Here is a 14,218-nt window from a genome sequence, read left to right on the forward strand (position 1 = left end):
TCTTGCAGGTGTGGCACTGCACACAATCCGCGTCCTTCGCGCACTCGGTGATGCACGTCGTGCTCTCCGAATCGCAGACGAACGCCTCACAGGACTTCGGCTCGCCTGGGTTGCAAGTCACGCCTGTCCCGTCGCAGACACCAAGTCCCATCTGGACGCCGTCGGTGCAGATCTGCTCGCCGCAGGCGCCGCCGGCCCTGGATGGGCCACACATGCCGTCACCGTCGCTCGACTGCTTGTGCTCCGCCGCGCAAGAATCACAGGCCGCGTCGCACGCGTCGTTGCAACAAACGCCATCTACACAGTTCCCGGTGTAGCAGTCCGAGCCAACAACACATGGATTCCCCACCTTGCAAGGCGAGCAACTCCCGCCACAGTCCACACTTGTCTCGTCGCCGTTCCTGATGCGATCATCACAGGCATGGGCGCGTCTCCCATCACTATTGTAGTCGTCCCAATCCACGCCGAGGATCTGCGCGCAGCCTGTTGCCGCGGAGACCACCAACGCAACCGCAACTATCGCCGCCCGCATGCCCTCGACCTTGTTGTCCACCATGGCCACAGAGCGTCAACCTGACGCGCGTTCTACGTCAAGAAATTAGCGTCGTCCGCTTTAGGCGTACCCATGCGTCTGGTGTGCGCAACTCAGGCTAACGCGGCGACCGAGTCCGGGCGTCGCTTCGCCAGAGGCTCCGGGGTCAAGGTCGTTCCGGACCGGCTGCTTAGAATTGAGCACTGCTCGCGTGGGAGGAGACTCGCCGCATAAACGGCGAAACCCGAGTCAGAGCCGCCGCCTCTACCGGAGCCGTACAGGATGGTGTAGTTAATCCTGTTCGGCGATTGATCTGTCGTGTCTGCTAGAGCGGGGAGCAGGTCCGTGGGGCACGAACGGAGCCGACCGGCCGAAGATAGCATCGCAGTGAGCCGAATCGTACGGATAAGCCCGTATCCCTCGGACGCGCTCCCCGCTCTAGCTACTACAGCCGCACCTCGACATCGATCAGGTTGGACCCCTAGGTTCGCTTCTCGAACAGCGGACCAATCGGGTGAGGGGGATCTCTCAGTTTACACTTGCCGGCGTCCATGTGCTTGGCAAAGCCGCTCACGCCACTATCGTAGCAGTACAGAATATCTACGTCGTCCGTTTGCTCGGTAGCTGCAACAACGATTGAGTCGTTGAGATTATGCTTTGATGACGCAGGTTGGTGACACTTCGGGCACGGGTTCGCATTGAGTGCGTTGTAACAATGCTTGCAGAGTTTCTCTTTGGTATTCCGGTCAGCAAGCAACTGTAAGCGCTGCGCGAAGCGACGTCTCACCCCGGCCGCGCTGTCCAGTTCATGATGGCGAGCATGACAAGCACGAAGGCGACCGAAGTGATGTGGTCCGAGCGCGTTCGGGCATGACGGGAGAGTGGTGAAACGGCGGAGTAGTTCGCTCGGGGCCGCGGATTCGCGGCCTCGACGCTGCACGGCTGGTCGAGCCGGCTGTCTCGGATCGAGCGGCCGCGCTTTCTGCGGCTGGTACCGAAGGCGCCCGCCGTGACGAGCAGCGCTCCGGAGCTCGTTGTCGAGGTCGGCGGCGCGCGGCTGCGCGTCGCCGCAGGGTTCGACGCCGCGCTGCTGGCCGACGTGGTCCGCGCCCTCGGCGGAGGCGCGCGATGGTCTCGGCCGGCGTGCAGGTATTCGTGGCGCTGGAGCCGGTGGACATGCGCTACGGCTTCGAGCGGCTCTCGGGGCTGCTTCGCGAGCGTGTGGGGTATGAGCCGCTCTGCTGAGCGCTGTTCGCGTTCATCGGCAAGCGGCGGACCAGCATCATGATCCTCTCCTTCGATGGCAGGGGGCTTTGCCTGTTTTCCAAGCGCCTCGATCGCGGCGGTAGGCCACCTGAACCTGCTCGCCATAGGCCGGGTGCCACCGGTAGTGCACCACGCAGCGCAGGTCGACATGGGCAGAATGATCGGGTCGTCGCTGTCGCGAGAAAGTCCTGGCTTTTTTCGGCAGCGACGACCACGCCTCGGCCGCGGCCAACCTCTTCTCGCTCGTGGCGAGCTGCAAGCTCCACGGTCTCGACCCCGAAGCCTACCGGGCCGACGTCCTCCGCGTGATGCCCTACTGGTCGCGAGAGCGCTACCTCGATCTCGCCCCCAGGTACTGGGCGCGCACCCGCGCCCGGCTCGTCGCCGACGAGCTGAACCTCGACCTCGGGCCGATCACCGTCCCGCCTCCGCTTCCCGCGGAAGAGCAGCGCGCGACGAGCTGACCGAGCCGGTTCCATCGCCCCGATTCTGCAACAGCTGAGCGAGGTTGGGGCCGACGGCGCTTCATGCAGCGCTTACGATCGCTCTTGGTGGGTCCGGTCGGACAGTCGATGTTATAGCCCGTGTGCGTGTTTACAGCCTGGTTGGTGGCGTTTCCGTGCGGTAGGTCGCGAGCGAGGGCCGCGCGCGCGGAGCCCGTTGTGGCCTCGCAGCGTGCGAGTACGGCTCGATGAAGAGGCCGCGCTGCACGGGTGGCTCATGCGCCGGATCGGTCGGCAGGACGAGGACGGGCCAGCCGCCGAAAATTGACGGTCCCGCCAGACGGCGGCCTTGACAGCTGGCGCATGCCGACTTGGCCCACGGTCCTCCCTCAAATCGCGTGGTAAAAACGGGTTCACATTTGACTGGACAATCCCGCTCAGATGGGTGAGGCGATAGGCCATCGCTCCAAATGAGAGCGGGAAAGGAAAGGCGAACCGCAGGGACTCGCCCCACGATCCGCCCTTTTGTCCGAGGTGGCCTCGGTACGTTCGACTGGACCCGAACTGCCGTTGCGTACCTCAGGACCGATCGCTGGTCAACAGGGCCCAGCTGCGTGGGGAAGCGTTCCCAGGCGCTAGCCGACAACAATGACCCACGGAGATTCAAACATGACCCACGAAGGAACAACCATGGGCGACGCTATCGACCGCTTCTACAGCCGGTGCCAGCAGCACCGGAAGGCCAACAGGGGGATGCTGAGCGAAGCCACGGCGAGGCAGATCGCGGAAGGTCTCGGCATCCCGTCAAATCGGGTGCCTAAGGTCTGGGACGAGGACGACGAGGACTCTGTCCCGATTGGCGGCAGCAGCGAGCTCTCGGACGCCTGGGTCGGCGCACAGCGGCGATACCGAGACTGAGCCAACGGCATCGCATCCGGCGCCCGGCGGTAGCCCATCTTGGGGCTACCGCCGGGCGTCTCTCTCATCATCGCTTCAGTAGAACGGGGTGTACGGGATGCCCGCGCGAGTGTCCGGAATGCGGGTGGTGCCGATGTGGTTCCGGACATCACCAGACGTCTGGCTGTCCGTGGCCAGGCACCCGTCTCTCTCTCTCTCTCTCAGCGCGCTTCGGTGACATCGAGGCCCCCCGGGAGGACGACGAAGAACACGCTCTCCTCCTCTGCATACCCGTCATGACTCTCGCCCGGTGCCGTCCAGAGGTAGTCGCCCGGCGAGAGCACGCGCTCGCCGACCCGGAGCTTCCCCGAGACGAGGTACGTCTCCTCGCCGCCGGGGTGGTCGTGGCGCCGCGCGCGCGCACCCTTCTCCATACGAACGAGCACCGTCATCCCGCCGCCGCCGCCGTGGCGGCGCAGGAAGCTGAAGTGGACGCCGGGCGCGACGGTCTCGAACGGCTGATCTTGCTGGGGGCGGAAGGTCGTCATGTTCATGAAGCCACTATGAACGTCGTCTCGGCATGTGAGAAACTCATGTTTCCCATGACTTCATGAGGGCAGCTCATGTCCCAGATGCTCGAGATCCGCCACCTCCGCCTCGTCCGCGCGATCGCCGAAGAGGGCGGCCCCACGCGCGCCGCGGCGCGCCTCCACCTCACGCAGTCGGCCGTGAGCCACCAGCTCGCCGAGCTCGAAGGTCGCCTCGGTGTCGCGCTCTTCACGCGCGTCCGGCGCCAGCTCAAGCTCACCCCGGCCGGCGCGCGGCTGCTCGACGCCGCGCGCGCGATGCTCGCCGACCTGGCGCGCGTCGAGCGGGACCTGCAGCACGCCGGGTCGCGCAGGCGCGAGGTCTTCCGCATCGCCGTCGAGTGCTTCACCACCTACCACTGGCTCCCGCCGGTGCTCTCGGCGCTCGCGAAGGACCACCCCGACGTCGACGTCCGCATCGCGCTCGAGGCGCGGCGCGAGCCGGTCGCCGCGCTCCTCCGCGGCGAGATCGAGCTCGCCGTCGTGAGCTCGCCGGTGCGCGATCGCGCGCTCGTCGTCGAGCCGCTCTTCGACGACGAGTGGACGGTCATCGTCCCGCCCTCGCACCCGCTCGCCGCGCGCCCGTACGTCACCGTGGTCGAGCTCGGCCGCGAGAAGCTCCTCACCCACGACGCCCCGCGGAGCGACGTCGAGCGCCTCCGCGAGCTCATCGCCAGCGAGCGCGCGCCGATGCCGCTCGCCACGAGCGTGCCGCTCACCGACGCGCTCGTGGACCTGGTCAAGGCCGGCCTCGGCGTCGGGCTCGTCTCCCGCTGGGCCGTCGCGCCGAGCGTCGCGCGCGGCGAGGTCGTCGCGCGCCGCTTCACCCGCGACGGCCTCCCCGAGCGGTGGACGGCCGTCTACCGGGCCGACGCGGCCGCGCGCTTTCCGCTCGCGCGCTTCGCCGAGCTCCTCCGCGCGCCGTCGTCCCTCATCGCCCCTCCACGCGCGCGCCAGCGACGGCCCCGCTGACGAGGGACGGGCGGACGAACTCCCGCAGCTTCCGCGTCTGGTAGCCGCGCGCGAGCGCCACGAGCTCGTCGACCCAGGGGCCGAGCCGCGGGTCGAGCTGCCTTATCCGCTCCGCCTCCTCCAGGACCTTGCGGACGAGCCCCTTGTCCGCGAGGTCCGACAGGAGGGCCAGCTCCTCGGCCGGAGGCCGCACGAGCTGCCCGGCGCCCGCGGGCCCCTCCGCCGGCGCGCCCCGAACGGGCGCCTCCTCGCGGCGGAGCCACTCGACGCCGAGCAGGCCCGATATCCTGTCCAGGAGCGCGCTCGCCTTGATGGGCTTGGGCAGGAAGTCATCACACCCGGAACGGGCGCTCTCCCGCCGCTCGGCCTCGGAGTTGCTCGCCGACGAGGCCACGATGACGACCCGCCCGAGCTCGGGCATCTGCCGGAGGCGGCGCGTGGCCTCGTGGCCATCCATGCCCGGCATGGCCAGGTCCATCAGGATGAGCGCCGGCGGGTGCTGGGCGGCCACGCGCAGCGCCGCCTCTCCGCCGTCCGCCTCGCGGAGATCGAAGCCGAGGGGGGCCAGCAGCTCGCGCACCACGGCGCGGTTGTCGGCGTTGTCGTCCACGACGAGGATCGCGCGGCGCTCGCCTCGATAGCCGACGATCGCCTCCCACCCATCGTCGACGATCGGGCTCGCCGACGATCGCGCCTCGGCGAGCGGGAGCGTCACGGTGAAGACGCTGCCCACACCGATCTGGCTCTGCACCTGGATCGCTCCGCCCATCTGCTCCACGAGCTTCTTCGTGATGGCGAGCCCGAGCCCCGTGCCCTCGGCCTTCGCGCGCTGGTCTCCCACCTGCTCGAACGGCTCGAAGATCCGCGACAGGTGCTCCGGCGCGATCCCAGGGCCGGTGTCCTCGACACGGAAGCGCACCATCCGCCCCGCAGGGACGCGCTCCTCCAGCACCTCGACGTCGAGGGAGACGCCGCCCCGCTCGGTGAACTTGATGGCGTTGCCGAGGAGGTTCAAGAGCACCTGCGTCAGCCGCTTCTCGTCGGCGTGGACGGCCTTCAGCGCGGCGCCGCGCAGCGCGTGGGTGAGCGCGATCCCCTTCTCCTGGGCGCGCACCCGGCACAGGTCGACCACCGTCTTCACGAAGGGAGGGAACTGGAACTCCCTCAGGACCGGCTCGATCTTGCCCGCCTCGATCTTGGCCAGGTCCAGCACGTCATTGATGAGCGCGAGCAGGTGGTCGCTCGATTTCTGGATGAGGTGCAGCACTTCCCGCCCCCTCGGCGGGAGCTCGGGCGATCGCACGAGGATCTGCGAATACCCCATGATCCCGTTGAGCGGCGTTCGCAGCTCGTGGCTCATGCTGGAGAGGAAGTCGCTCTTGGCCTGGTTGGCCCGCTCGGCCGCCTCCTTGGCGACGTGGAGCTCGGCGGTGCGCTCCTTGATCTTGGCCTCCAGATCTCGATAGAGGAGGGCGTTCTCCACGGCGATCGCGGCCTGCGAGGCGAGCACCGACAGCAGCTCCACCCGCTTCTCGTGGAACGCCCCGGGCGCCTCGCGGTGCTCGAGGTAGAGCACGCCGAGCAGGCGCCCCCGGTGCGACAGGGGGATCGCCAGGAGCGAGAGGACGCCGTGCGAGGCCAGGTACGGATCGGCCGCGAAGCGCGCGTCGGCCCTGGCGTCGTCCACCACGACCGGCTCGCCCGTGCGCTCCACGTAGTGCGCGACCGCCCTCGCCACCTCGGCGCTCTGCGACAGCGGCTCGGACAGGCCGGTCTCGATCCGGCCTCCCTCCACCGAGAGCCGCGCCACGACCGAGAGCTCTTCTCCCTCGACCAGCAGCAGGACGCCGCGCTGCGCCCCCGCGCTCTCCAGCACGAGCTCCATCAGCCGGCCGACGACCCGCTCCGGGTCGAGCTCGCTCGACAGCGCCCGCGCCGCGCGCACCGCGGTGTTCACGTCGAGCTGCGCGTTGCCGGTGGCGTTCGTGGTGGTGAGCGTCGTGAGGCTCATCGCGGGGCGGCGCTCCGTCGTCGCGGGCGTCGCGGGCGCCGCGGGCTGGGCAGGCGCGCCGAGCAGGGCGGGCCACCTCGCCTCCAGGTGGGCCACGACGGCGTGCGCGTCCCAGCGGGCATAGGCGTCCCTGGCCTCGCGCAGGTACAGCGCCGCGATGCGGCTCCTGCCCGCCTCGAGGTGGAACTCGGCGCAGAGCTGCGCCGCGAGCGCCTCGATGTGCAGGAACCGCTGCCCGCGCGCCAGCGCGATGGCCTCGTCGTACCTGGCCATGGCCTCGTCGGTCTTGCCCTGCACGCGGGCGGCCTCGGCCTCGAGGAGGCGCAGCTTGTGCAGGAAGTTCTCCGGGCACCCCTCGGCGAAGTACGAGAGGCGCTCGAGGCCGTGCTCGAGGTGCTCGCGCAGCCTGGCCTGCTCCTCCGCGCCCGCGTCCTGCCGCCAGCACCTCGCGGCCGCGAGCGCGAGCCAGAGCGGCACGTCGGTCACCGGGGGAAAGCCGAAGATCGACACGCGGTGCTGCTCGGCCTCCCGGGCCCGCGAGAGCGCCATCGGATACGCGCCGACGACGAGGAACAGGTGCGCTTCGAGGATGCGCGCCAGCTCGGCCGCCATCCCGTCTCCGTCGGCCAGGAGCGAGCGCGACCCGCGCGCGAACGGCTCCTCGGGCAGGACCATCTCCGCCTCGCCCGTGGTCATCAGGCGGCCGCACCACGAGGCGATCGCCTCGAAGAAGTGGTGTCCGAGCGCCGTCCCCGCGCGCTGCATCAGCCCCCAGCGGGCCGCCCGGTGCGCCTCCAGCTCGCCGAGCGGCTGGCCGCGCCACACCCGGTGATAGAACAGGTCACCTTCCAGCCCCCAGCTCGTCCCCTGGAACGAGCCGATCTTCAGGCCCGTCGCGCAGGTCCGCTCGAAGATGGGGCCCATCTCGTCCGCGGGGCGGGAATAGACCGTGTACTGCCCCAGGAACGACAGGCACTCTGCCAGGAACGGTGACGCCACGCGCTCGGCCGCGCGCACGCCGGGGCCGACCCAGCACGCCGACCGGCGGTACATCCCCGTGGTGAGCGACCACACGTTGGCGAAGCAGGCGATGATGAAGGGGGAAACCGGCGTGAGCACGCCGTGTCGCCGCACCCGCTGGACGGCGCGGGTGATCACGAGCGTGGACAGCAGCGGCTGGCCGCCGATCGCCGCGCACACCATCAGGTGCATCGTCAGCGCGTCGACGAGCACGTGCTCCACGGAAGGGTCGGGGGGCATCCGGTCGAACGCGCCCGGGTCGTCCTCGAACCATCGATCCAGCGCGGCGGACTCCTCGAGGAGCGCGGCGCGGCGCTCCTCGTCCGTGGCCGGAAACACGATGTCGTGCTCCGCGAGCACCGCGAGCCCCAGCTCCACCCCGCGCGCGAACTGGCCCGCTGCCTGGCAGCTCCGGACGCGGAGCTCCTGCGCCGAGAGCCTGGCGAGCGCCGGCAGCGGCGTCGCGAGCAGCCGCGCGGACCGCGCCTCGACGTCGTCGAACTCGCGCAGCAGAAAGGCCGCCTCGAGCCGCTCCAGCGCGAGCTGCGCGGCCAGCTCCGGGTCCTCGCGCCGCGCGCCGTCGTCCACGCCCGCGTCCACGTCCAGCAGCGCCTGCGCCGTCTCCGCGAGGCTCGCCATGAGCCGGTGCGAGCTCGCCGCCTTCGCGGCGCGCGCGGCCTCGAGGTTCAGCCGCGCCAGCGCCTCCCGCTCCTCCGCGGCGTCGATCCCCGCCGAGCCCAGGTTCAGGTGCCGCACGAGCTCCAGCAGCTGCTGCGGTGTGCCGCCCTGGGTCCGGCGCTCGGCCCAGAGGCGCCGGCCGATCTCCAGGTGCGCGAGGGCGCGCTGCTCCGGCGCGATCCGCTCGTAGCCCGCCTGTTGCACGCGGTCGTGCAAGAAGCGGTATTCGGCGTCCAGCGCGCCCTCCACGGTCCCGCCGCCGGTCTGCCCCAGCGCCTGCGCCGACCGGTAGGCTCCGTCGGTCGGCACCACCAGCTCTTCCTGCATGGCGGGCCACAGCGCCCCGGTCACCCGGGCGCGATCCCACCCGCTGAGCCGCTCCAGGTCGTGGAGGTGGAACGTGTGCCCCGCGCACGCGGCGAGCCCCAGGAGCTGCTGGGTCGCGTCGGGCATCTCGAGCACCTTGTCCGTCAGGAGGGCAACGACGTTGTCGGTGACCTGCGCCTGCTCCAGCTCCTTCTGGTCCCAGCGCCACGCGCCGCTGTCCGGGTCTCTGACCACCTTGCCCTGCCGGTGCCAGGAGAGCAGGAGCTGCTCCATGAAGAACGGGTTTCCACGCGTCTTCTGCCACAGCGTCCGCGACAGCGGCGTGACGCGCGCCGCCTCGCCGCTCAGCGCGCGCCCGACCCACGCTCGCGCGTGCTCTTCGGACAAGGGCCCCACCGACATCCTTGTCACCTTCGCCCCGCTCTCGCCCACCGACGCCACGAGCTTCCACAGCGGGTGCTCGGGGGGCGCCTCGTTGTCGCGGTACGCCGCGATCAGCAGGAGATCTCTCCGCTCCGCGTCCGTGAGCAGCGTCCTCAGGATCTCCAGCGTGGCGCTGTCGGCCCACTGCATGTCGTCGAGGAACATCACGAGCGGCGCGTTCGGCGTCGCGACCGCCCGCACGAAGTTCAGCCAGGTCAGCCGCTGGCGGGCGAGCACCTGATCGCCCTGCACCGGCGGCACCGGCGCGAGCTTGCCCATGACCCGATCGAGCTCCGGCACCACGTCGGCGATGAGCCGCGCGTTGTCGCCGACCTCGGCCTTGATCCGCGCCTGCCACGCCCGGAGCACCGGCTTCGGGCTCGCCAGCCACTGCTGCATGAGCGCCCCGAACGCCTGCGCCATGGCCGCGTAGGGCGTCGACCGCGCGAGCTGGTCGTGCTTGCCCGAGATGAGGAGCCCGCGCCCGGCCCGCGCGATGTCGCGGTAGACGGTGCGCACCAGCGCCGTCTTGCCGATGCCGGACGGGCCGCCGATGAGCACGAGCTCCACCGCGCCCTCCGCGGCGCGGGCGAAGGCGGCGCCCAGCCGCTCGCGCTCGTGCTCTCGCCCGACGAGGACGTCCGGCAGCCGGAGCCTGCGCGAGAAATCCTTGTCCCCGAGCGGGAAGCGCTCGACCGTGCCGCGCTCGCGCCACGCGCGGAGCGCTCGCTCCAGGTCCTCCGCCGTCCCCCGGGCCGTCTGGTAGCGCCGGTCCACGTCCTTCGCCAGGAGCCGGGCGATGATCGCCGCGATGCCGGGGGGCAGGTCCGGGGCGACCTCGTCGAGGGCAGGCGGCTCCTTGGCCAGGTGGGCGTGCACCAGGGCGAGCGGGTCGCGCTCGGTGAACGGCAGCCGCCCGGACAGCGCCTCGAAGAGCGTCACGCCGAGCGAGTAGAGATCGGTGCGCGCGTCGATCGCGCGCGCGGTGCGGCCCGTCTGCTCCGGCGACACGTACGCCAGCGTCCCCTCGATGCCCTCGGGGACGCTCGCCGCCGTCGCCTCCAGCGGCAGCGACGAGGCGATGCCGAAGTCGAGCAGCTTGACCTGCGTGTACGCCGCGTCGACGAGCACGTTCTGCGGCTTGATGTCCTTGTGCGTGACGCCCGCCGCGTGCACCGCCTCGAGCGCCCGCGCGAGGAGCGCGCCCACCCTCAGCCCGGCCTCGACCGGCAGGCGCCCGCGCTCGGCCAGCACGCGATCCAGCGACTGGAGCCCGGGGTCCTCGAGCACCAGCCCGACCGCGCCGCCCTGCTGCAGGAGCTCCCGCGCCCGCGCGATCCCCGACACCGCCCCGAGCTGCGTCAGGATGCGGTGCTCATGGATCATGCGCCCCGCCACGCGGGAGCTCGGCGCGGCCGTCGCCGGGAGCTTGAGCACCACCCTGTCGCCCGAGGGGCGATGGACCGCGCGGCACACCCGCGTCTCGCTCCCCACGTGCATCACCTCCCCCACCGCGTAGTCTCTCAGCTCCATCCTGCGTCCTCCCCCTCTCTCGGTCCCCGCGGAGGTGCCGGGCGAGCTGCCGCTCCGCCCGCTCCTCGAAGCTCGCTTCAGCGCTGTCTGCGGCCGCGCGTCCGCAGCGCGTGCTCCACGCCCGACTGCAGGGTGGCCTTCGTCACGATGCCGTCGAGGTGCAGGTCGAGCCCCACGAGCGTCTGCGCCACCTCGGCGCGGACGCCGGTGACGATCGCCCGCGTGCCGAGCAGCGAGAGCCCCCTCGCCGCGCGCAGCAGCATGCACGCGACGGTGGCGTCGACCGCCTTGACCCCGGTGATGTCGATGATGAGGTGATCCGCCCCGCGCCTGGCCGCCTCGGACAGCGCTGTCTCGATCGCCTGGCTCGCGCGCTCGGCGTCCACCGTGCCGACGAGCGGCATGACGAGGACGCCGTCGACGATCGGGATGAGCGGCGCGGAGAGCTCGAGGAGCCTCTCCCGCTGCACCGCGATGATCTGCTCCTGCAGCGCCGCCCTCGCCGCCTCGGCGCGCTCGCGCTCCAGGAGCTGCTCCGAGAGCTGCGCGTTCGCGTCGCGCAGCTGCCGCACGGCCTCGGCCAGCGCCTCCTCGGCCCTGCCGCGCTCCCGGATCTCCTCCGAGAGCTGGCTGTTCTTTTCCTCGAGGGCCCGCGTCGCGCGCCGGAGCGAGATCTGGGTGTGAACCCGCGCGAGCAGCTCGGTCTCCTCGAACGGCTTGGTCACGTAGTCCACCGCGCCCACGCGGAAGCCGCGGATCCTGAACTTCGCTTCCGCGAGCGCCGTCATGAAGATGACAGGGATGCTCTGCGTCGCCGGATTGGCCTTGATCTGCCGGCACGCCTCGAACCCGCTGAGGCCAGGCATCAGCGCGTCGAGCAAGATGAGGTCTGGCTGCGCCCGGCTGGCCAGCTCGACGGCCTCCTCGCCGTCGCTCGCGACGGCGACCTCCAGCCCGTCGCAGATGAGCGCGCTCGAGAGCACCTCCAGGTTGTCCGAGCTGTCATCTGCGATGAGGACGAGCCCAGGATGCAGAGTTTCTCGCTCTTGCATGGATGTTCACGGTCCCGGTACCTCCGGCGACCGTCCCCCCGTCCGATGGCATACCCGACCGGCGTGGAGCGCGCAGGCGCGCACACGGTGAGAGGACGGCGCTGTAGGAGAAGACATTCTCCTCTCGCTGCTTGCTCCTCGTATCACGGAACGGACGGAAATTGACAGCTCCTTGTGGCCGGCAGGGGAGGGGAGGACGAGCCATCGAGGCCATCCTTGGCCGGTGTATCCACGCACAGAGGAGGCTCACATCCTGTTTCTGATCCGGTCAGGAACGATGGCGCACCCGGGTTGCGCCGTCGCCGCCGGTCCGCCTCACAGGATGGGATCGATCCGGTAGACCCGGCTCGACAGCAGGTCGACGAGGTAGATCTTGCCGTCCGGCCCGAAGGTGAACCCGGCGAGCGAGCCCGCGGGCAGCCCTGTATCCAGGGTGCGGACGGGCCGCCCCTCCAGGTCGAAGGCGTGGAACCGGCTCGTCGCGTGATCCGTGACGTAGACGATGCCGTCGTGGACCTCGATCCCGCTCGGCGTCTCGAGCGTCCCCGGGGGGACGAGCTCGGTCAGCGTGGCCCCGTCGATGTGCTGGCGCGCCACGACGGGCTCGCTCCCGTCGAAGCCGCTCCCGGGCGTGCCGCTCGCTGTATCGAGCTTCAGCAGCCGCTTGTGACCGGTATCGGCGATGTAGAGGTGGCGGTCCTCGGCGCGGTAGAAGATGTGGCTCGGCGCCTCGTCGATGCCGAGCACCTCGCCCGGCACATAGCGGTAGATCTCCCCGTCGGCGTGGTCGTCGTTCCCGGGGCCGTGGTCGACGGCGAAATTGTACCTGTCGATCGAGAGGTCGTATCCGTTGAAGACCCAGTACACGTTGCCGTGCTCGTGCGCGAGGCCCTTGCAGAAGGGGCTGGAGTGGAGCATGTCGAGGTGCGACCCGAGGCCGTCGGGCGTCTCCTCCGCGAAGATGGCGAGGTCCGAGGAGAAGAGCGTCGGACCCATGAAGTAGTTGCCGCCGTTGTCGCTGTCCCCGCAGACGCCGAACGTGCCCGCGTGGCCAAACTCGATCGCCGGCGGCCGGTCCATGAAGTGCGAGGCGGCGGGGTCGCGGAGGCGGACCGCCTGGCTGTCCGGCGCGCCCGGCTTCGAGATGATGGTCACGCTGTCGTCCTTGCGGTTCACCACCCAGAGCTCGTCCGGCCGCTCCGGGTTGAAGTCGAGATCCGTCGGCTCACGCATTCTGTCCGGTTCGAACACCGGCACGAGCGTGACCGAGGACGGGCTGCCGTCCTTCACGCCGATGGGGTGTCCGGCCGGGAGCGCGACGCATTCGCCGATCGCCTGGTCGCACAGCGGCGTCTCGGGCGCGGCCGCGCATTCCGGTGAGGCCTGGCAGGTCAGCGCCGGAGGGGCCGCTGGATTCTCTGAATCCGCGCCCGAGCAGGCCGAAACGAGTCCCATGCTGAACAGGACGAGCACCCTCTGAAGCTTCACGTCTGCCTCCTGTGATGGGGACATTGTGACCCGGCCGGTCGCGCTGGCCATCCCTTTATGAGGTGCGGAGTCGCTCCGGTGGCGGCCCAATCATGCAGCCCTGACGAAGGCGGGACGGCGCCTCGGGGGCCGTGTGCGCCGCGGCGCGGTTCCTGGGCCGCTCGGCGGGCGCGATCGCCCCGCGGCTGAGCTCGCGAGGCGCTCGCGCCGGCGCGGCTGGGCCCGCGGGGGCGCGGCGTATGCCACAGCGTACCACGTGGTCGCCCCGGGCCGGCGATCCGCCGAGCGTCAACCCGGAGCGCGGTCCGCAGGGCGCGCGTCGCCTCCCGACGCGCGCATCGGCCCGAAGCGCCGGCTTGCATCGGGGAGACGAGCAGGCTTATCTCCGCGACGCCCTCGGCGGCCGGGGATTCCTGCCGCTCGTCGAGGCGGTTGCTGCAAGCCGTGAACTGTCACACGACCACCTGTGGAGGCCCGTCCCATGCTGAAGACCTATCGAGGAAGCTGCCACTGCGGCGCGGTTCGATTCGAGGCGGACATCGATCTGAGCCTGGGCACGAACAAGTGCAACTGTTCCATCTGCACGAAGACGAGGAACTGGAATGCGATCATCCGCCCGGACGCGTTTCGTCTGCTCTCGGGTGAGCAGGACCTGAGCGACTATCAGTTCAACCACAAGGTCGGTCATCACCTGTTCTGCAAGCACTGCGGCGTGCGCTCGTTCGGCCGCGGCCATGTCGCGGAGATCGGGGGCGATTACGTCGCTGTCCAGCTCGGGGCGCTCGATGACGTCGATCCTCGCGAGCTCGTCGAGGCTCCCGTTCGATACGCCGATGGTCGAGCGAACGACTGGGGGAGACCGCCGGCCGAGACCCGGCACCTCTAGAGCGCCGATCCGCTTGAAACACCCAGGAATGAAGTAATTTGAACCACAGAGGCGCAGAGGGCATAGAGGAACAACAAAAAACCTCTGTGCCCTCTGTGCCTCT

General features: G+C 70.1%; 9 protein-coding genes. 5 read left to right on the forward strand and 4 right to left on the reverse strand.

The features are described from left to right. Nucleotides 1–1,792: 1,792 nt before the first annotated feature. The 3 genes from WME96_RS42715 to WME96_RS42725 all read left to right on the forward strand — a co-directional run bounded on the left by WME96_RS42715 (nt 1,793) and on the right by WME96_RS42725 (nt 3,159). Complete coding sequence (locus tag WME96_RS42715) at nt 1,793–2,107, forward strand: hypothetical protein (RefSeq protein WP_437292414.1); 315 nt, start codon at nt 1,793–1,795, stop codon at nt 2,105–2,107. Then, a complete protein-coding gene (locus WME96_RS42720; protein ID WP_437287273.1) occupies nt 2,044–2,262 on the forward strand; it encodes a transposase domain-containing protein in 219 nt (72 codons plus the stop codon). Before WME96_RS42715 ends, WME96_RS42720 begins: the two co-directional genes overlap by 64 nt. 669 nt (nt 2,263–2,931) lie before the next feature. After that, nucleotides 2,932–3,159 (forward strand): hypothetical protein, encoded by a 228-nt coding sequence (locus WME96_RS42725; protein WP_437287274.1) that lies wholly within the window; start codon nt 2,932–2,934, stop codon nt 3,157–3,159. Between the two features lie 200 nt (nt 3,160–3,359). Here the strand turns inward: WME96_RS42725 and WME96_RS42730 are convergent, their stop codons facing one another. Then, on the reverse strand, nt 3,360–3,692 hold the full coding sequence (locus WME96_RS42730; protein ID WP_437287275.1) for a cupin domain-containing protein: 333 nt from the start codon (nt 3,690–3,692) through the stop codon (nt 3,360–3,362). A gap of 69 nt (nt 3,693–3,761) precedes the next feature. Here WME96_RS42730 and WME96_RS42735 point away from each other — a divergent pair, with 69 nt between their 5' ends. Further along, nucleotides 3,762–4,697 carry a LysR family transcriptional regulator gene (locus WME96_RS42735; RefSeq protein WP_437287276.1) on the forward strand — a complete coding sequence of 312 codons (936 nt, stop codon included), beginning with the start codon at nt 3,762–3,764 and terminating at the stop codon, nt 4,695–4,697. On the opposite strand, the gene WME96_RS42740 is transcribed toward WME96_RS42735, so the two are convergent. The 3 genes from WME96_RS42740 to WME96_RS42750 form a co-directional block, all read right to left on the reverse strand. Beyond that, nucleotides 4,657–10,689, reverse strand: coding sequence for an AAA family ATPase (locus WME96_RS42740; protein ID WP_437287277.1), 6,033 nt, complete (start codon nt 10,687–10,689; stop codon nt 4,657–4,659). The two genes, WME96_RS42735 and WME96_RS42740, sit on opposite strands and share 41 nt — an antisense overlap. 77 nt (nt 10,690–10,766) lie before the next feature. After that, entirely contained in the window at nt 10,767–11,741 is a 975-nt protein-coding gene (locus tag WME96_RS42745) for a response regulator (protein WP_437287278.1), read from the reverse strand. A gap of 315 nt (nt 11,742–12,056) precedes the next feature. Beyond that, entirely contained in the window at nt 12,057–13,229 is a 1,173-nt protein-coding gene (locus WME96_RS42750; RefSeq protein WP_437287279.1) for a hypothetical protein, read from the reverse strand. 481 nt (nt 13,230–13,710) lie between these two features. On the opposite strand from WME96_RS42750, the gene WME96_RS42755 reads away from it, so the two are divergent. Beyond that, nucleotides 13,711–14,115 carry a GFA family protein gene (locus tag WME96_RS42755; protein WP_437287280.1) on the forward strand — a complete coding sequence of 135 codons (405 nt, stop codon included), beginning with the start codon at nt 13,711–13,713 and terminating at the stop codon, nt 14,113–14,115. Nucleotides 14,116–14,218: the final 103 nt, after the last annotated feature.

The sequence above is a fragment of the Sorangium sp. So ce406 genome (assembly GCF_051474675.1).
GTDB classification, from domain to species: domain Bacteria; phylum Myxococcota_A; class Polyangia; order Polyangiales; family Polyangiaceae; genus Sorangium; species Sorangium cellulosum_G.